Source organism: Methylobacterium sp. Leaf89 (genome assembly GCF_001422215.1).
GTDB lineage: Bacteria > Pseudomonadota > Alphaproteobacteria > Rhizobiales > Beijerinckiaceae > Methylobacterium.
The window spans coordinates 302,666-321,304 of sequence record NZ_LMML01000004.1; the positions used below are offsets into that span (position 1 = coordinate 302,666).

Below are 18,639 nucleotides of genomic sequence, written 5' to 3' on the forward strand. Positions count from 1 at the left end.
GGCGACGTCCGCCAGAACTTGTTTCTCCAAGGACAAGTCGGCTACCAGCCGCCGCAATCGAGCGTTCTCGCGCTCCAGATCCTTCATCTTCTTGGCTTGATCGACCTTCAGGCCGCCGTACTCCTTACGCCAGCGGTAGTAACTCTGCTCGGAGACATCCGCTTCCTTGCATGCGACGGCGATGCTCTTTCCCTGGGCCGTCTGCACCTCGATCTGGCGCAACATCAGCACGACCTGCTCCGCACTTGGCTTCTGTCCTCGCTTCATCCCCAACTCCTCTGGTCCACGCTGATCCTCTCAATCAGCCCGGTCCAAAGCCAGCCGGTCAGGTCATGTCATGCTCGACGAAGCCTTCGATCCGCGCTTCGAGTTCGCCGGGAAAGTCGGCGTGTTCGAGCAGGATGCGGGTCTTGAGCGTCTGGGACCAGCCGTAATGCAACGAGGCGGCGATCCCCACACGGCGGCACAACTCGGCGACGCTGTCCCCGCCGCGCAAGCCTTCCAGCACCACGCGGATCTTCTCCTCGGAGGATAACTGACGACGGGTGGTCCGGTGGATATCCTTGATCACCGCTTCTACCGGCGTCTTGGCTGGTCCGGATGGCTGCTTCATCGTCGCTCCTCAGGGGCTACGATGAACCAGCCCTCCTCCGTTCGTGAAGACCCTCAATCGGTTCCACGGAGGCTGACGTCGAACCGAAGGAATGGAACCCCGGAAGACATGCGCCGCGACCGACTCGGGACCAAGTCGGTACAGAGAAATTCGTCGCGCCGCCGGGAGACAAGAAAAAGGATGGGTCATTGGGCTCCCGCCGTGTCCGACGCAGCGGGTGTGACGGTGACCGGAGTGGGACTTACGGTTCTCCGATCTAGCCCAGGCGGATCAGGGAGATGAGCGATGGACCACTATGTCGGCCTCGATGTCTCGGTGCGCAGCACGAGCATCTGCATCCTGAGCGCGGCCGGTCAGGTCGTGCGCGAGGGCAAGGTGGAGAGCGAGCCGGAAGCCATCGTGGCGTTTCTGGGCGGTCGCGGTCTGGCCTACGGGCGGGTCGGGATCGAGGCCGGTCCGCTCTGCCAGTGGCTCTATGCCGGCTTGGCGAAGGCGGGCCTGCCGGTGGTGTGCATCGAGACGCGTCACGCCAAGGCGGTGCTGAGCGCTCAGGTCAACAAGACCGACCGCAACGACGCGCGCGGCATCGCCCAGATGATGCGGGTCGGCCTCTACAAGCCGGTTCACGTGAAGACCCTGGCCAGCCAGGAGATCCGTGCCCTGCTCGGCGGGCGCCGGGCCTTGCAGGCCAAGCTCATGGACATCGAGAACAGCATCCGGGGGCTGTTGCGCAACTTCGGCCTGAAGGTCGGGACCGTGACCCGCGCCCGCTACGAGGAACGCATCCGCGAACTGACGGACGGCCGAGCCGGGTTGATCGCCGTGATCGAGCCGATGCTGACCGTGCGCCGCGTGGTGCGCGAGCAATACGTGCTCCTACACAAGCGGATGCTGGCGCTGGCTCGCGCGGACGAGCCCTGCCGCCTGCTGATGAGTGCGCCCGGTGTCGGCCCGTTCGTCGCGTTGACTTATCGCGCGGCGGTCGACGAGCCGGCCCGCTTCCGCCAGTCCCGCGCGGTCGGCGCGCACTTCGGACTGGCGCCGCGAACCCACCAGTCGGGCGAGTTGGACCGGCGCGGGCCCATCACCAAGAACGGCGACGAGACCCTACGCGCCGCGCTGTTCGAGGCAGCCCTGGTGCTGCTGCGGCCGGGCTCGAAGCCTTCGCCGCTGAAGGCATGGGGCCTGAAGCTCGCCAAGCGTCGCGGGACGGCCAAGGCCAGGGTCGCGGTGGCACGGCGGCTGGCGGTGATCCTCCACCGGATGTGGGTCGATGGAACGCCGTTCCGCATCGAGGCGGCGATGGCGTAATCGACCTGTCGTAGAAATCCGCCGCGAGGCGGAGCGGTGTCCCTCCAGGGACCGAAGGTCGGTGAGATCGCGGGCGGGTTGAAGGGCCTTCGGGCGACTTCGCGAAAAAGCTTGATCCACCTCCTGTCGGACCCAACCATGAAGCGGCCGGTGTGCCGACTTCGGAGAGAAGCCAGAGACCTGGTGGGACAGTCGAGCTAAGATCGCCCTGAAGGACAGGAGGTCTCCTTGACCCATCCGCTCTACCGAATCTTGCGCCTCCTCGAAGAGCAGGGGCTATGGTTCCGGGTGGACCGGCACCGCGACGACACTGTGATGATCACCGTCACTGTAGTCGGCGAGCGCCTGGGGATCGATGGCTTCGAGGATGGTCACGTCGAGTTCTCGCGCTTCAAAGGCACGGAAGACCTTGAATCCGACGAAGACGCCCTGAACGAATTGATCCGCCAACACGGACGAGAGCAGGTTGGCGATAATCCCTCTTGACCTGAAACACCCAACAGAGAAGCCCGCTAAGTCATTGACCTAGCAGGCTTAAATCTTGGTAGCGAGGGAGGGATTTGAACCCCCGACACAAGGATTATGATTCCTCTGCTCTAACCAGCTGAGCTACCCCGCCAGACCGCGGCCGCCGAAGATCGTGGCCGCGATGAGATCGGCGGTATAGGGAACCCCGCCGTGACGTGTCAACGGGGTCGGACCGGGGAAAATGGCCAGCCCCGCGTGAAGGTCAGAGTCGGGTGCCGAGGATCTCGGCGACCTGGGGGATGTCCTTGTCGCCACGTCCGCAGAGATTGACGACCAGGAGGTGATCCTGGGGCTTCTGCGGGGCCAGCTCCCCGACCTTGGCGAGGGCGTGGGCCGGCTCCAGGGCCGGGATGATGCCTTCCAGCATCGAGCACTGCTTGAAGGCGTCGAGCGCCTCCTGATCCGTCGCCGAGAGGTAGGTGACGCGGCCGGCCTCGTGCAGCCAGGCGTGCTCGGGGCCGATGCCCGGATAGTCGAGGCCGGCCGAGATCGAATGCGCGTCCGCGATCTGGCCGTCGCCGTCCTGGAGCAGGTAGGTGCGGTTGCCGTGCAGCACGCCGGGCTTGCCGCCCGACAGCGAGGCCGCGTGCAGGCCGCTGGAGATGCCGTGTCCCGCCGCCTCTACGCCGTACATCGCGACCTCGGGATCGTCCAGGAAGGGATGGAACAGGCCCATGGCGTTGGACCCGCCGCCGATGCAGGCGACGAGGGAATCCGGCAGGCGGCCCTCCATCTCGAGCATCTGCTGCTTCGTCTCGCGGCCGATGATCGACTGGAAGTCGCGCACCATCGCCGGGTAGGGGTGCGGGCCCGCCACCGTGCCGATGCAGTAGAAGGTGTCGGCGACGTTGGTGACCCAGTCGCGCAGGGCCTCGTTCATCGCGTCCTTGAGGGTCTTGGTGCCGGACTGCACCGGCACCACCTCGGCGCCCAGCATCTTCATGCGGAACACGTTGGGCGCCTGCCGCGCCACGTCGACGGCGCCCATGTAGACCACGCATTTCAGGCCGAAGCGGGCGCAGAGGGTGGCGGTGGCGACGCCGTGCTGGCCGGCGCCGGTCTCGGCGATGATGCGCGGCTTGCCCATGCGGCGGGCCAGCATGATCTGGCCGAGCACGTTGTTCACCTTGTGCGAGCCGGTGTGGTTCAGCTCGTCGCGCTTGAAGAAGATCTTCGCGCCCTGCCCCGGGGCGGCCTGCGCGCGCAGGTGCTCCGTCAGGCGCTCGGCGTAGTAGAGCGGGCTCGGCCGGCCGACATAGTGGGTCAGGTGGCTGTTCATCTCCGCCTGGAAGGCCGGATCGGCCTTCGCGGCCGTGTAGGCGGCCTCCAGGTCGAGGATCAGCGGCATCAGCGTCTCGGCCACGAAGCGTCCGCCGAAGATGCCGAAGCGGCCGCGCTCGTCCGGGCCGTTGCGGAACGAGTTCGGAGGGGGAGCGATGGTCACGGGCATGGTCCTTGTCAGCTCTGCGTTTGTCGATAGGCCTAGACCCGCGCGGGGGGCGGCGACAATGCGGCCAACGCGTCGAATCGCGAAATCCGGGCCTTTGGGCGCGGAAAGCGAGGGGTCCCCGGCCGGGAGCCCCCTGCCCCCTCAGCCCCGGGCCGCCGCGATGAAGGCGGCGATCCGGTCCGGCGACTTCTCGCCCGGCCGGGTCTCGACGCCCGAGGACACGTCGACGGCGCGCGCGCCGGTGCGGGCGAGCGCCGCCGCCACGGTGCCGGGGGTGAGGCCGCCCGAGAGCATGTAATCCGCCGGCAGGACCGCGCCGTCGAGGAGATCCCAGTCGAAGGCATGGCCGTTGCCGCCGGGCAGCAGGGCCTCCGGGGGCGCCTTCGCGTCGAGGAGGATGCGGTCGGCCACCCCCGTATACAGGGGGACCGCGTCGAGATCCGCCGAGGTGGCGACGCCGACGGCCTTCATCACCCGGCGACCGGTCACGGCGCGGATGGCCGCGACGCGCTCCGGCGTCTCGTGCCCGTGGAGCTGGATCCACTCGGGGTCGAGGGCCGCGACGGCGGCCGCCAAAGCAGCGTCGTCCGGGTCGACGAGGAGCACCACCCGCTCGGTCCGGCCCTTCGCGCGCGCCGAGAGGGCACGGCCGGTCTCCAGGTCCACGTGCCGGGGGCTCTTGGGGAAATGCACGAACCCGACGAGATCGGCGCCGGCCTCCAGGGCGGCGTCGAGGGTCGCCGCCGTGCTCAGCCCACAGATCTTGATCGCGATGGTCGCCATGGGTGCCGCGGCTCGGGGCGTGCCGCCGGCCTCAGTGCGGCGCCGGCAGGGCGACGCGGTCGGGGGCGTTGCGGTAGATGCCGTTCGGACCCTCGTTGGTCGGCGCCGGCGCGTAGGTCTTCAGGCGGGCGGTCTCGCTCTCCAGACGGCGGATCTCGCGGCGGCGCGCGGCGCTGGTGCGGCGGGTGCCCGCCTGCCCGAGCCAGGCGCCGCAGCCGCCCAGAAGGACGCCGATCGCCACCGCGATGAACAGCAGCAGGTAGAGCGGCAGCGCCGCGCTGAACACCGGCATGTCGGGCGAGACGGGATCGAAGGACACCCGCACCACGTCGCGGTTGGCCACCGCGAAGGCGACCACCAGGATCGCCACGGGAAGCAGCACCAAGCCCTTGAGGAAGCGGATCATCGAGAGGAACTCCGAGCGTTGGGGACGGGGCGGATCAGGACGCGGCGGCCGCCCCGTCCCCGATACCGGCCTCGTTGAGGCGCAGGCGCATCTCCTTGCCCGTCTTGAACACGGGGATGGCCTTTTCCGAGACGGCAACGGCCGCACCCGTCCGCGGGTTGCGCCCGCGCCGCGCATCGCGGCGCTTCACCGAGAAGGCCCCGAAGCCGCGCAGCTCGACCCGGTCGCCGCGGGCCAGGGCATCCGCGATGGTATCCAGGATCGCGTTCACCAGGGTCTCGACGTCCCGCTGGTAGAGATGCGGGTTCTGCTCGGCGATCTTGAGCACGAGCTCCGACTTGATCATGCGAGGGCCTTCACGAAGTCATGCACGAATGGGGTGGCGCGAACCCTCAGCGGGCGGCGTCCGCGGGCCCGGGCCGCCAGAGGACCAGGAGTCCGCCCTGGGCCAATCCCGCAGTCTCGTCGCCGACCTGGCGCAGACGCGCCGCGACGCCGTCGAGCCCGACGAGGTCGGCCCCGAGGCCGAGGGCGGACCACAGGCGAAAATCGCTCTTGGCCGTCGGCTTCCAGTCCAGCACCGGCAGGTCCTTGGCCACGCCGCGCTCGGATTCGAGCCAGGCGATGGCCTGCCGTTCGCCGCCGAGACCGTCGACGAGCTTCAGGGGCACGCTCTGGCGGCCGCTGAACACCCGGCCGTCGGAGACGGTGGCGAGTTCCTTCTCGGTCATCTTGCGCCGGTCGGCCACGAGCCCCTTGAACCACGCATAGGTGTCGCCGACGACCGCCGCGAGGGCGGCGCGGGCCTCGGGCGAGGTGGGCGTGAAACCCGACGGTTCGGCCTTGAGGGGGGCCGACTTCACGGATTCGACCTTGACCCCGACCTTGTCGAGGAGGCCCGACAGGTCCGGATACTGGAACAGGACGCCGATGGAGCCGACCAGTGCGGTCTCGCGGGCGACGATGTGGTCGGCGGCGATGGCCGCGATGTAGGCACCGGAGGCGGCGGTGCCGTCGACGAAGGCCACCATGGGCTTCTTCTCGGCGAGCGCCCGCAGGTTGCGGTAGAGTTCCTCGGAGCCCGTGGTGGTGCCGCCCGGCGAGGAGATCGACACCACGACGCCCTGAACGGCGCTCGCGTCGCGGACGCGCGCGATCAGCTTGGTGGTGGATTCGCTGCCGGCGATGAAGCCGCCCACCGAGATCCGGGCGATCTGCGGACGGACGCTGCCGAGGCCCAGGGCCTCGCCGCCGCTGCGGACCCGCAGGCCGACCGCGCCGACCGCGACCACGAGACCGCCGATCCCGAGGACGCGCCAGAGGGAGAGCTTGCGGCGCAGGCGCCGGCGATCGATCAGAAGTTCGGCATCCGCGGCCATGCGCTGGTTACGCTCCCTCACGTGCCGGCTCGGCCGGCTGATGTTTCCGGACGCCAGGGTCTGGACGCCGGGTTTCCCGGCGCCGAGGTCCGAACGCTCGGCCGGTACGCGCCGGCCTCCGCCTGCGCGCCGAACCTTGTCCCACACTCCCCGCCGATTTGCATCAAGCCTTTGGCAGCTATCGGCCTTTGGCAGCGATCGGCTTCGACACATCCCGGCCCTGGATGCCTCACGCGTCCTCCGGCGTGAGGCCGCGCCCGATCCGTCACGGGCTCGTGTTCTAGCCTTGCCGGACACGGACCGACAAGGGGCTGGCGGCGGCTCCGCGCGGCTCCGGGGGAACGGGGTCCGCGCACGAAAAAACGCCCGCGCGGGAGGCGATCCCGCGCGGGCGTCGATGGAGTCTGCGAGGATCCCCGGTCCCAAGGGACCGGGGGAGACGCGGGACGGATCAGTCCTGCGACTCGTCCTTGTCGTCGCTGGTGCGGGCCTTCTTGAAGGCCGCGCCCAGGATCTCGCCGAGCGAGGCACCGGAATCGGTCGAACCGAACTGGGCCATCGCCTCCTTCTCTTCGGCCATCTCGAGGGCCTTGATCGAGAGCTGGACCCGGCGCGCCTTGCGGTCGAACTGGATCACGCGGGCGTCGAACTTCTCGCCGGCGGCGAAGCGCTCGGGGCGCTGGTCGCCACGATCGCGGGCGAGCTCGGCCCGGCGGATGAAGGTCGTCAGGTCGGTGTCGACGATCTTCACGTCGACGCCCGAATCCTTCACGTCCACCACTTCGCAGGTCACGATCTGACCCTTCTTGAGGTCGCCGGCTTCCGTGAAGGGGTCGCCGCCGAGCTGCTTCACGCCGAGCGAGATGCGCTCCTTCTCGACGTCGACGTCGAGAACCTGGGCGCGCAGCATGTCGCCCTTCTTGAACTCCTCGATGACCTGCTCGCCGGGACGGTTCCAGTCGAGATCCGACAGGTGGACCATGCCGTCGACATCGCCGTCGAGGCCGATGAACAGGCCGAACTCGGTCTTGTTCTTGACCTCGCCCTCGACCTCGGAGCCCACCGGATGCTGCTCGGCGAAGGCCTCCCAGGGGTTCTGGAGGGTCTGCTTGAGGCCGAGCGAGATGCGGCGCTTGACCGGATCGACCTCGAGGATCTGCACTTCCACTTCCTGCGAGGTGGAGACGATCTTGCCCGGGTGGACGTTCTTCTTCGTCCAGGACATCTCGGAGACGTGGATCAGGCCTTCGATGCCCGGCTCCAGCTCCACGAAGGCGCCGTAGTCGGTGATGTTGGTCACGCGGCCCTTGAGCTTGGCGTCGACCGGGTAGCGCTGGGCGATGCCCTCCCACGGATCGGCCAGCAGCTGCTTGATGCCGAGCGAGATGCGGTGGGTCTCGTGGTTGATCTTGATGATCTTGACCTTGACCGTCTGGCCGATGGTCACGACCTCGGACGGGTGGTTCACGCGGCGCCACGCCATGTCGGTGACGTGGAGCAGGCCGTCGATGCCGCCGAGATCGACGAAGGCGCCGTACTCGGTGATGTTCTTGACGACGCCGTCGATGACCTGGCCTTCCTCGAGGTTGGCCACCAGCTCGGAGCGCTGCTCGGCGCGGCTCTCCTCGAGGACGGTGCGGCGCGACACGACGATGTTGCCGCGGCGGCGATCCATCTTGAGGATCTGGAACGGCTGCGGGGTGCCCAGCAGCGGGGTGACGTCGCGCACGGGGCGGATGTCGACCTGGGAGCGCGGCAGGAACGCCACGGCGCCGTCGAGGTCGACGGTGTAGCCGCCCTTGACCTGGTTGAAGATCGCGCCGGTGACGCGCTCGTTGGCCTCGAAGGCCTTCTCGAGCTTGACCCAGCTCTCCTCGCGGCGCGCCTTGTCGCGCGAGATGACGGCCTCGCCGAGGGCATTCTCGATGCGGTCGACATAGACCTCGACCTCGTCGCCGACGGCGAGTTCGCCTTCGCGGCCGGGGCCGTTGAATTCCTTGAGGGCGACACGGCCTTCCGTCTTGGCGCCGATGTCGATGACGGCCACGTCCTTCTCGATCGCGACGACGCGACCCTTGACGACGGACCCTTCGGTGATCTCGTGTTCGAGGAAGGACTCCTCGAGAAGAGCGGCGAAATCGTCGCGGCTCGGGCTACGCTGCAGGGCGTTACCAGCGGTCATTCTGTCTCCTGACAGGCCTCATCGGGAGGCCGGCATCGGCGGCTCGTGTGACGGGACACCCTCGACGTCGCCACCCGGGGTCACGGACCCGACGGGCTCAACCTCCCGGAGGAGGGCCGACGCATTCTCAAACGATGGTCGAGAGCGATCCTCCAAACGGAGCGTGGCCCGGCGGGACGGCCGAGCCTCGTGGAATCCATTCGGAGAACGCCGGTTGCATAGCGGATTGCCGACCATCCGGCAACTGGCTGCCGGCCCTCCGACCCGGAGCCCGGAAACGAAAAATCCCCGCGGCGGGGCCACGGGGATCGGTCGGCGCGGCGCGTGCGGGGCGCCTCAGTCCTCGTCGTCGTCCTCGGTGCTGCGCATGCCCTTGAGCTTCGCGAACACCGAATCGGCGTTGAGCTTCTCGTCGCGGGCGCTGCGGTGATGCGCGTCGGCCTCGGTGTAGTCCGTGGCCGTCGACACCTCGGTCGGCAGCAGCGTCGCGCCGCCATCCACCGGCATGTTGGCCGGACGGTCCTTGGCCGAGCGCTGAACCTCGAAATCGAGGTCGATCTGGGTGCAGAGGCCGAGGGTCACCGGATCCATCGGCTGCAGGGAGCCGGAATTCCAGTGGGTGCGCTCGCGGATCTGCTGGATCGTCGACTTGGTGGTGCCGACGAGGCGGATGATCTGCGCGTCCTTGAGCTCGGGGTGGTTGCGCAGCAGCCAGAGGATGGCGTTCGGCCGGTCCTGGCGGCGGGAGAGGGGCGTGTAGCGCGGCCCCTTGGTGGTGCGCTTGACCTCGGGCAGCTTCACCTTCGAGACCGCGACCTTGAGCTTGTAGTTGGGGCTCTTCTGCGCCTTCTCGATCTCGTCGCGGGTGAGCTGGCCGGTAGTGATCGGATCGAGGCCCTTGATGCCCGCGGCGACCTCGCCGTCGGCGATCCCCTTTACCTCGAGGGGGTGCAGCTTGCAGAAATCGGCGATCTGCTCGAAGGCCAGCGAGGTGTTCTCCACCAGCCATACGGCGGTGGCCTTCGGCATCAGCGGGCCTTGCGACATCGGGCTACTCCAACTGGTTCGTGCGGGACGGGTCCGGGGCGCCGCCGACAGGGCGTCGCTCGCTCCGGCCTCGACTGGCCGGCAGCATCCCGTCTCAACGCTGCAATAGGGAAGCGCCGTCTATACAGGTTCCGATGGGGTCAGCGCAATTGCGATCCGCTGGTCCCGGACATCCGGGACGCGCGCGTCAGGTGAAGAGGCTCGACACGCTGGATTCCGTCGCCGTCCGGCCGATGGCCTCGCCCAGGAGCGGCGCGATGGTGGCGACCCGGATGTTGCGGGCGAGCTTGACCGCCTGGGTCGGCTGGATCGAGTCGGTGATGACGAGCTCCTTCATCCGCGAGGCGGCGATGCGCGAGACCGCGCCGCCCGAGAGCACCCCGTGCGTGATGTAGGCGGAGACGTCCTTGGCGCCGGCATTCAGGAGGGCCTCGGCGGCGTTCACCAGGGTGCCGCCGGAATCCACGATGTCGTCGACGAGGATGCAGGAGCGTCCCTCGACCTCGCCGATGATGTTCATCACCTCGGACTCGCCCGGACGCTCGCGGCGCTTGTCGACGATGGCCAGGGTCGCGTCGATGCGCTTGGCGATGGCACGGGCGCGGACGACGCCGCCGACATCCGGCGACACCACCATCCAGTCTCGGGGGTCGAGGCGCTCCTTGATGTCGCGCACCATCACGGGGGCGGCGAACAGGTTGTCGGTGGGGATGTCGAAGAAGCCCTGGATCTGCCCGGCATGGAGATCGAGGGTCATCACGCGGTCGGCCCCGGCCTCGGTGATGAGGTTGGCCACGAGCTTGGCGGAGATCGGGGTGCGGCCCGAGGTGCGCCGGTCCTGGCGGGCATAGCCGAAATACGGGATCACGGCGGTGATGCGCCGCGCCGAGGAGCGGCGCGCGGCGTCGATCATGATGAGCAGTTCCATCAGGTGATCGTTGGCCGGGAACGAGGTCGACTGGACGATGAACACGTCCTCGCCGCGCACGTTCTCCTGGAGTTCGACGAAGATCTCCATGTCGGCGAAGCGCCGCACCATGCACTTGGCCAAGGGCAATTCGAGGTAGGCCGCGATGGCCTCGGCCAGGGGGCGGCTCGCGTTGCCGGCGATGATCTTGATCGAGGACTTCATGCCGGGGTCTTCATCTCGCGATCCTGGAGGGCCGAGCCCGTGCCGAGGTTGAGGCCGTCGTTGCGGCGCTGCATAACAGCCGCAACCCCGGCGTCACAATGCCTTCACGTCCGTTCCGAAGTTAGGTTTCGCACATCAGGGCTCGAGCAGCCGGTGCAGATGCACGATGAAGTAGCGCGTCTGGGCGCTGTCAACCGTCGACTGTGCCTTGGCCTTCCAGGCGGTCTGGGCCGAGGCGTAGTCCGGAAAGATTCCGACGATGTCGAGATCCTTGACGTCGCGGAAATTCACGCCGTCGAGACTCTCCAATTCGCCCCCGAAGACGAGATGCAGTCTCTGTGCGCTGTCGATCGTCGTCGTCATTCCCGCATCTCCTTCCGCCCGGATCCGGCGCCATCCCGGAAGGCACGAGGCGTGCCGCCGGTGCGGTCGCAAACGCCGCCGGGTTCGTCAACCCGATCCGCGTGCCGCGCAACACGCAGGCCCCCTCCCCGCCGGCCACGGTGCACAGGCGTTGCCGCCCGGCAACCGGTCCTCAGAGGTCGAACAGGCTTCCCTGCCGGGCCAGGGGCGCCGGGACGTCCGCCGGCGGCGCCGTCCCGGCAGCCGTCGTCGGGGCGGTCTTGGTTGCCTCCTTGGTCGCGGCGGTCTTGGTTGGGGCGGTCTTGGTCGGGGCGCTCTTCTTCCGCGCGGCCTTCGGGGGATCCGCCGCGGCGGGGGCCGCGGCGTCGCGCGGCGCGACCTCGACGAAACCGTCTGTGAATTCCAGGGTCATGTGCGGCGCGGCCTGCGCCGCCGCGCGGATCGCCCGCCCGTCGGCATCGCGCACCAGGGCGTAGCCGCGGGCCAGGACGGCCCGGTAGCCGAGCGAGCCGAGGAGGCCGGAGAGGCCTGCCAGGCGGTCGGCGCGGCGCTCCGTCGAGCGGATCCCGGCCCGGACCAGCCGCGCCTGCAGGGCGTCGAGGCGATCGCGGCTGCGGACCTGCTCCGCCCGCGCGCGGCTCACCGTTCCCGCCCGGGCGATGACGAGGCGGCGACCGAGATAGGACAGCCCCTCCCCCTTGCGCGCCATGTCGTGGCGCAGGGCCGCGCCGGGACGGTCGCCGATGCGGGCGACGCGTCCCCGCGCCTGGGCGAGGGCCAGGGTGGGCGGATGCCGGGCGAAGCGCTCGACGAGGTGCGAGACGCGCAGCCGGAACACCCGGGCGTTGCCAGCCAGCGCCGGGCCGAGCCGCGCTTCGGCGAGGTCGAGGCGCTGGCGCTTGGCCGCCAGGAAGGCGTCGACGTCCGGCATCGCCCGCACCAGGGCGCGCAGGTCGCTGCGCTCCCGGTCGAGGCGACGCTGGACCGCCTCACGCTGGCGCCGTCCGAGATCGACCACTGCGGCGACGAGGTCGGCCCGCACCGGAACCGCCATCTCGGCGGCCCCCGTCGGGGTCGGAGCCCGGCGGTCGGAGACGAAGTCGATCAGGGTGGTGTCGGTCTCATGGCCCACCGCGGAGATCAGCGGGATCGTCGAGTCCGCGGCCGCCCGCACCACGCATTCCTCGTTGAAGGCCCAGAGATCTTCGATCGAGCCGCCACCCCGCGCCACGATGAGGACGTCGGGCCGGGGAATCGCGCCGCCGGGCGCCAGCGCATTGAAGCCCCGGATCGCCCCCGCGATCTCCTCGGCCGCCCCCTCCCCCTGAACCCGCACGGGCCAGACCAGGACCGGCCGGGCGAAGCGGTCCGCGAGCCGGTGCAGGATGTCGCGGATGACGGCGCCGGTGGGCGAGGTCACCACGCCGACCACGCGCGGCAGGTACGGGATCGGCCGCTTGCGCTCGGGCGCGAACAGGCCCTCGGCGGCGAGCACGCGCTTGCGCTCGTCCAACAGCGCCATCCAGGCCCCGACGCCGGCGGGTTCCAGGGTCTCGATGACGATCTGGTACGAGGATTTGCCCGGGAAGGTCGTGATCCGCCCGGTGGCAACCACTTCGAGCCCTTCCTGAGGCCGCTGGCGCAGGCGGTTAAAGGTGCCCTTCCAGACCACCGCGTCGATCCGGGCGCTGCCGTCCTTGAGCGAGAAGTAGGCGTGGCCGGAGCTGTGCTGGCCGCGAAAGCCCGAGATCTCCCCGCGCAGGCGGACGTGACCGAAGGCATCCTCCAGCGTCCGTTTCAGCGCGGAGGCAAGGTCTCCGACGGACCATTCCGGCACGTTGGAGACGGGTCCGGATCCGGAGGCGGCTTTGGCGGGCGGAGGAGGAACGGCCATGGCGGCGGACGCTAGGGCCGGCGTCGCCTCAGGTAAAGGGATCGGCCGCGCCGCTCCAAGTCACACCCGGCGCATCACATCAGGATGGAGAGGATGACCAGCACGGATGCCACGGGCACGGCGCAGATCGCCAGGGCCATGCGCCAGATCGGCAGATTGTCGAGGTTGCCGTTGTCGTTGCAGGCGCGCACGGGAACGCGTCCGTGCGTGACGTAATGCGCGAGGCTGACACTCCGGGAAGGAGTCGGCGCCACCAAAAACGGAACGGATTTGCGACAGCCTGGCATAATCCTCACAACGTCGTCCGAAGCGGTTCGTTCCATGCGGAAAGTCCGAGAACACACGGAGGCCGAACCTGGTTCGCGGACCGCTTCCCGTGCACAGCGCGAGTGTCGACGGCGAATCGGACTTTTCAACGAACGGCTTTTGGGGAACATCACCCCTCATGAACATCCTCCTCATCGGTTCGGGCGGGCGCGAGCACGCCCTCGCCTTCGCCCTCGCCAAGAGCCCCCTCTGCACCCGCCTGTTCACCGCACCGGGCAATCCCGGCACGGCCGCCTTCGGCGAGAACCGCCCGGAGCTCGACGTGTCCGACCATGCCGCCGTGCGGGCCTTCTGTTCGGGCGAACGCATCGGCCTCGTGGTGGTCGGGCCCGAGGCCCCCCTGGTGGCGGGCCTCGTCGACGACCTGCAGGCTGCGGGCGTCCGGGTGTTCGGCCCGACGAAGGCCGCCGCCCAGCTCGAGGGCTCCAAGGGCTTCACCAAGGACCTGTGCGCCGCAGTCGGCATCCCCACCGCCGCCTTCGCGCGCTTCCAAACTCTCGAGCCGGCCCTGGCCTACCTCGCCGCGCAGGGCGCCCCCATCGTGGTGAAGGCCGACGGTCTGGCTGCCGGCAAGGGTGTGGTCGTGGCCGAGACCCGCGAGCAGGCGGAGAACGCCGTGCGGGCTCTGTTCGAGGAGCCCGGCGCCGAGATCGTCATCGAGGAATGCCTGTTCGGCGAGGAGGCGAGCTTCTTCGCCCTGTGCGACGGCACCCGCGCGGTCCCGGTGGGCACGGCCCAGGACCACAAGCGTGTCTTCGACGGCGACCGCGGTCCCAATACGGGCGGCATGGGCGCCTACTCGCCCGCAACCATCCTGACCCCGGCCCTGGAGCGGGAGGTGATGGAGACCATCATCGCTCCGACTCTCGACGGCATGCGTGCGCGGGGCATCCCCTTCACCGGCATCCTCTATGCCGGGCTGATGCTCACTGCCGACGGGCCGAAGCTGATCGAGTACAACACCCGCTTCGGCGACCCGGAGGCCCAGGTGCTGATGCCGCGCCTCGCCTCCGATCTCGTACCGGCGTTGCTGGCTGCCTGCGAGGGCGACGTGTCCGGGATTAGCCTTGAATTCGACGAGCGGCGCGCCGCGCTCACGGTGGTCATGGCGGCGGCCGGCTATCCCGGAGCGGTTCTGCGCGGCTCGGAGATCCGCGGGATCGAGGCCGCGGGCGTGAGCGACGAGGTCCTGGTGTTCCAGGCCGGCACCCGCGCCGAGGGCGAGCGCCTGCTCGCCGACGGGGGCCGGGTGCTCGCCGTCACGGCCCTGGGCGAGAGCATGATGGAGGCCCAGGCACGCGCCTACGCGGCGGTGGCCCGGATCGACTGGCCAGAGGGCTTCTGCCGGCGCGATATCGGCCGCCGCGCCGTCGCCCGCGAGGTCGCGGGCGGCGGGATCTGAGGTTCGGCGGTCAGCGCCGCTTGTTGCCGCGGGGGCCGGTGGGCACCACCGTGTTGCCCCGGTTCTCGGCCCGCAGGATGCGCCAGCGCGCCACCCGTTCCGGGTCGAGGCGTCCCTCGGCCACCGCGTCCTGCACGGCGCAGCCGGGCTCGTGGGCATGGGTGCAGTCGCGGAAGCGGCACGCGGGAGCCAGCTCGGTGATCTCGGCGAACAGGGTGTCGATCCCCTCGGCCGCATCTCCGAGCTGGAGCGAGCGGATCCCGGGCGTGTCGATCACCCAGCCGCCGCCCGCGATGGCATGGAGCGAGCGGCTCGTCGTGGTGTGCCGGCCCTTCGCATCATGCTCCCGAATGCCCCCCGTCGCCTGCGGCGCCGCGTGGCCCGGGCCCGCCAGGGTGTTCACGAGGGTCGACTTGCCGACCCCCGAAGAGCCGACCACCGCCACGGTGCGGCCGGGGCCGCACCAGGGGCCGAGCCGCGCCGCTGCTCCAGATTCGCGGGGGTTCACCAGCACCACGGCGAGATCGCGCTGCAGGGCCTCGGCTTCGCGGCGATAGCGCTCCGCATCCTCGCAGACATCCGCCTTGGTCAGGACGATGACCGGCTCGGCGCCACCCTGGTTGGCGAGGGCAAGGTAGCGCTCCAGCCGCGTCGGATTGAAGTCCGCATTGCAGGACGTGACGATGAAGAGCGCGTCGACATTGGCCGCCGCGAGCTGCGGCGTGGCGCTGCCTTCCCGCCGCCGCTCCAGCACGGTGCGACGGTCCAGGCGTCGGCGCAGCATCTGCGTGCCGGCCTCGACGAGGACCCAGTCCCCGACCGCGTAGTCGCCGGTGTTGGTGTGGGCCGGCAGCATGAGTTTGAGCCGCCCCGCCTCCGCGAGGGCGCCCATGCGGGCGCGGTGCACGGTGGCGACGCGCTGGGGCACGAGGGCCGCCTCGTCGGGCCGGCGCTGGTCCGCGAAGAAGGCGGACCAGCCGAGTTCGGCCAGGGTGTGGGCGACCGTCACGACGCGCGACCCAGCCGCGCGCCGAAGGCTTGCGACCCGCTCAAGCGGCGAGCCGCGCCAGCGCCTCCGTGATCTTCTCCAGGCGGGCGGTTTCTGCATCCCGACGCTCGCGCTGCTCGTCCACCACCTCGTCGGGGGCGCGGGCGAGGAAGTCGGCATTGCCGAGCTTGCCCTCGATCTTGGCGATCTCGGCGCCGGCCTTCGCCGCCTCTTTCTTCAGGCGGGCGACCTCTGCGGCCAGGTCCACGATGCCCTCCAGCGGCAGGGCCGCCACCGAGCCGCGCACCAAGAGCTGCACCGAGTTCTTCGGCGCGACCGCCTCGAAGCGGATCTCGGAGAGCCGCGCCAACCGCGCCAGGGTGTCGCCCCAGCGGGTCGCCCGGGCCTGCAGATCCGCATCGACGCCGACCACCACGAGGGGGATCTGCGCCGCTGCCGGCACGCTGGTCTCGGAGCGGGCCGAGCGAATTTCCGAGACGAGGTCGACGAGCCAGCCGATCTCGGCCTCCGAGGCCGAGTCGTTAAGGGCGGCCAGATCCGGCCAGGGCGCAAGGGCGAGCAGGCCCCGCTCCGGCAGGTCTGCGCCCTTGATCGCCCAGAGCTCTTCCGTGAGGAAGGGCATGAAGGGGTGCAGCAGCTTGGCGATCTGGTCGATCAGGAAGGCCACGGTGGCCTGCGTCTCGGCCTTTGCGGCGGCCTCGACGCCCTCCCCCTGGAGCACGGGCTTGGCCAGTTCCAGGTACCAGTCGCAGAAGATATTCCAGACGAAGCGGTAGGCCGCGGCGGCCGCGTCGTTGAAGCGGTAGGCCTCGAGCGCTACCGTGACCTCGGCGACCGCCCGGGCGGCCTCGCCGAGCGCCCAGCGGTTCAGGGTCTCGCCGGCGTTTTCCGGCCGGTAGTCGGCTCGCAGGGCGCAGCCGTTCATCTCGGCGAAGCGGGAAGCGTTCCAGAGCTTCGTCGCGAAGTTGCGGTAGCCCTCGACCCGGTTCACCGCGAGCTTGATGTCGCGCCCCTGGGCCGCCATCGCCGCAAGGGTGAAGCGCAGGGCGTCGGCCCCGTACTGGTCGATGAGTCCGAGCGGGTCGACGACGTTGCCCTTCGACTTCGACATCTTGGCGCCGGAGGCGTCGCGCACCAGCGTGTGCAGGTAGACGGTGGAGAACGGCACCCGGTCGGTGACGTGGAGGCCGAGCATCATCATCCGGGCGACCCAGAAGAAGATGATGTCCTTGCCGGTGACCAGCGTGTCGGTCGGATAGTAGCGCGAGAGCTCCGGCGTCTCGTCCGGCCAGCCCAGCGTCGAGAACGGCCACAGGGCGGAGGAGAACCAGGTGTCGAGGACGTCCTCGTCCCGACGCAGGGGCACCGGCGCCCCGCGCTTCGCATCGGCCTGGGTTTGCGCCTCCGCCTCGCTCATCGCCACGTAGATGCCGCCCGCCTCGTCGTACCAGACCGGGATCTGATGGCCCCACCAGAGCTGGCGCGAGATGCACCAGGGCTCGATGTTCTCGAGCCACTGGAAGAAGGTCCGCTCGTAATTCTCGGGCACGAAACGGGTTTTTCCATCACTCACCGCCTGCAGGGCGCGCTCGGCCAGGGGCTTCACGTTCACGTACCACTGGTCCGTGAGGTAGGGCTCGATGACGACGTTCGAGCGGTCGCCGTGCGGGACCGCGTGGGTGTTCGGTTCGGTAAGACGCAGGCGCTCGCGCGCCTCCATCAAGGCGACGACCCGCTTGCGCGCCTCGAATCGGTCGAGGCCGTGCAGGGCCAGGGCCTCCGGTTCGGGATCCGAACCGCTTAGGAAAGCCGCATTGCCGTCGAGGCTTATGCGGGCTTCCGGATCCAGAATGTTAATCGGCGTGCAGCCGGCGCGACGGCCGACCTCGAAGTCGTTGAAGTCGTGGGCGGGCGTGATCTTGACGGCACCCGTGCCCTTCTCCGGGTCGGAATAGCTGTCCGCGACGATCGGGATCAGGCGCCCGACCAGGGGCAGGCGCACGCGCCTGCCGACCAGATGGGTGTAGCGCTCGTCCTCCGGATGGACCGCCACCGCGGTGTCGCCCAGCATGGTCTCGGGCCGGGTCGTGGCGACCGTGATGATCTCGCCGGTCTCGGTGCCGCCTGCGTCGACGACCGGGTAGTCGAAGTGCCAGAGATGGCCCTTCACCTCCACCTGCAGGACCTCGAGGTCCGAGATCGCGGTCTGGAACTTCGGATCCCAGTTCACCAGGCGCTTGTCGCGGTAGATCAGGCCCTGGGCGTGGAGGTCGACGAAGGTCCGGGTGACGGCACGGACCATCTGGTCGTCCGGCGCCCCCGAGACGCCCATGGTGAAGCGCTCCCGCGACCAGTCGCAGGAAGCGCCCAGGCGCTTCAATTGGTTGACGATCGCACCGCCCGATTCCGCCTTCCAGGTCCAGACCTTCTCGACGAAGGCCGCGCGGCCGATCTCCCGCCGGCCCGGCTCGTTCGCCTCGGCGAGGCGGCGCTCCACCACCATCTGGGTGGCGATGCCGGCATGGTCGGTGCCCGGCTGCCAGAGCACGTCGCGGCCGCGCATCCGCTCGAAGCGGCAGAGGATGTCCTGCAGCGTGTTGTTGAGGGCGTGCCCCATATGGAGGCTGCCGGTCACGTTCGGCGGCGGGATCACCATGGTGAAGGGCTTCGCCCCGGCCCGTTCGGGGCGCCCGGCCTTGAAGGCTTCGCCCGATTCCCAGGTGGCGGCGATGCGCGCCTCGACGGCGGCGGGATCGAAGGTCTTGTCCATCATGGGCGGGGTCGGGTCACTGATCGGGGAAAGCGGAGGTTGG

17 protein-coding genes and 1 tRNA gene are annotated in these 18,639 nt (G+C 69.4%); 3 read left to right on the forward strand and 15 right to left on the reverse strand.

Annotation, left to right across the window (positions count from 1 at the left end; translation table 11 throughout):
* Together ASF18_RS02800 and ASF18_RS02805 are read right to left on the reverse strand one after the other, a co-directional pair.
* On the reverse strand, window positions 1-267 hold a 267-nt coding region (locus tag ASF18_RS02800), incomplete at its 3' end, for a transposase (RefSeq protein ID WP_056349233.1).
* Between the two features lie 58 nt (window positions 268-325).
* Window positions 326-613 carry a transposase gene (locus tag ASF18_RS02805; protein WP_280138917.1) on the reverse strand — a complete coding sequence of 96 codons (288 nt, stop codon included), beginning with the start codon at window positions 611-613 and terminating at the stop codon, window positions 326-328.
* Window positions 614-898: 285 nt separating this feature from the next.
* On the opposite strand from ASF18_RS02805, the gene ASF18_RS02810 reads away from it, so the two are divergent.
* Complete coding sequence (locus tag ASF18_RS02810) at window positions 899-1,924, forward strand: IS110 family transposase (protein ID WP_056349236.1); 1,026 nt, start codon at window positions 899-901, stop codon at window positions 1,922-1,924.
* Between the two features lie 228 nt (window positions 1,925-2,152).
* Entirely contained in the window at window positions 2,153-2,410 is a 258-nt protein-coding gene (locus ASF18_RS02815; RefSeq protein WP_056349239.1) for a hypothetical protein, read from the forward strand.
* A 56-nt stretch (window positions 2,411-2,466) separates the two neighbouring features.
* On the opposite strand, the gene ASF18_RS02820 is transcribed toward ASF18_RS02815, so the two are convergent.
* The 11 genes from ASF18_RS02820 to xseA form a co-directional block, all read right to left on the reverse strand.
* Window positions 2,467-2,543: transfer RNA gene (locus ASF18_RS02820), tRNA-Met, on the reverse strand.
* Window positions 2,544-2,654: 111 nt separating this feature from the next.
* A complete protein-coding gene (gene trpB, locus ASF18_RS02825; protein WP_056271872.1) occupies window positions 2,655-3,896 on the reverse strand; it encodes a tryptophan synthase subunit beta in 1,242 nt (413 codons plus the stop codon).
* 147 nt (window positions 3,897-4,043) lie between these two features.
* A complete protein-coding gene (locus ASF18_RS02830; RefSeq protein WP_056349242.1) occupies window positions 4,044-4,685 on the reverse strand; it encodes a phosphoribosylanthranilate isomerase in 642 nt (213 codons plus the stop codon).
* Window positions 4,686-4,716: 31 nt separating this feature from the next.
* Window positions 4,717-5,091 (reverse strand): LapA family protein, encoded by a 375-nt coding sequence (locus ASF18_RS02835; protein ID WP_056212950.1) that lies wholly within the window; start codon window positions 5,089-5,091, stop codon window positions 4,717-4,719.
* Between the two features lie 34 nt (window positions 5,092-5,125).
* On the reverse strand, window positions 5,126-5,437 hold the full coding sequence (gene ihfB, locus ASF18_RS02840) for an integration host factor subunit beta (RefSeq protein WP_056212948.1): 312 nt from the start codon (window positions 5,435-5,437) through the stop codon (window positions 5,126-5,128).
* A gap of 46 nt (window positions 5,438-5,483) precedes the next feature.
* A complete protein-coding gene (sppA, locus tag ASF18_RS02845; protein WP_056212946.1) occupies window positions 5,484-6,470 on the reverse strand; it encodes a signal peptide peptidase SppA in 987 nt (328 codons plus the stop codon).
* A gap of 451 nt (window positions 6,471-6,921) precedes the next feature.
* Entirely contained in the window at window positions 6,922-8,652 is a 1,731-nt protein-coding gene (gene rpsA, locus ASF18_RS02850) for a 30S ribosomal protein S1 (protein WP_056212944.1), read from the reverse strand.
* 336 nt (window positions 8,653-8,988) lie between these two features.
* Window positions 8,989-9,699, reverse strand: coding sequence for a cell cycle transcriptional regulator TrcR (locus ASF18_RS02855; protein WP_056212942.1), 711 nt, complete (start codon window positions 9,697-9,699; stop codon window positions 8,989-8,991).
* A gap of 187 nt (window positions 9,700-9,886) precedes the next feature.
* Window positions 9,887-10,831, reverse strand: a complete 945-nt coding sequence (locus ASF18_RS02860; RefSeq protein ID WP_055959118.1) for a ribose-phosphate pyrophosphokinase — start codon at window positions 10,829-10,831, stop codon at window positions 9,887-9,889.
* A gap of 135 nt (window positions 10,832-10,966) precedes the next feature.
* Entirely contained in the window at window positions 10,967-11,194 is a 228-nt protein-coding gene (locus tag ASF18_RS02865; protein WP_056212940.1) for a DUF4170 domain-containing protein, read from the reverse strand.
* Window positions 11,195-11,366: 172 nt separating this feature from the next.
* A complete protein-coding gene (gene xseA / locus ASF18_RS02870; RefSeq protein WP_082486975.1) occupies window positions 11,367-13,088 on the reverse strand; it encodes an exodeoxyribonuclease VII large subunit in 1,722 nt (573 codons plus the stop codon).
* Between the two features lie 445 nt (window positions 13,089-13,533).
* Between xseA and purD the strand changes: the two genes are divergently transcribed.
* Complete coding sequence (purD, locus tag ASF18_RS02875; RefSeq protein ID WP_056349245.1) at window positions 13,534-14,817, forward strand: phosphoribosylamine--glycine ligase; 1,284 nt, start codon at window positions 13,534-13,536, stop codon at window positions 14,815-14,817.
* A gap of 10 nt (window positions 14,818-14,827) precedes the next feature.
* Here purD and rsgA read toward each other — a convergent pair whose 3' ends face one another.
* Window positions 14,828-15,826 carry a ribosome small subunit-dependent GTPase A gene (gene rsgA / locus ASF18_RS02880; protein WP_056349248.1) on the reverse strand — a complete coding sequence of 333 codons (999 nt, stop codon included), beginning with the start codon at window positions 15,824-15,826 and terminating at the stop codon, window positions 14,828-14,830.
* 40 nt (window positions 15,827-15,866) lie between these two features.
* Window positions 15,867-18,599, reverse strand: a complete 2,733-nt coding sequence (locus ASF18_RS02885; RefSeq protein WP_056349250.1) for a valine--tRNA ligase — start codon at window positions 18,597-18,599, stop codon at window positions 15,867-15,869.
* Window positions 18,600-18,639: the final 40 nt, after the last annotated feature.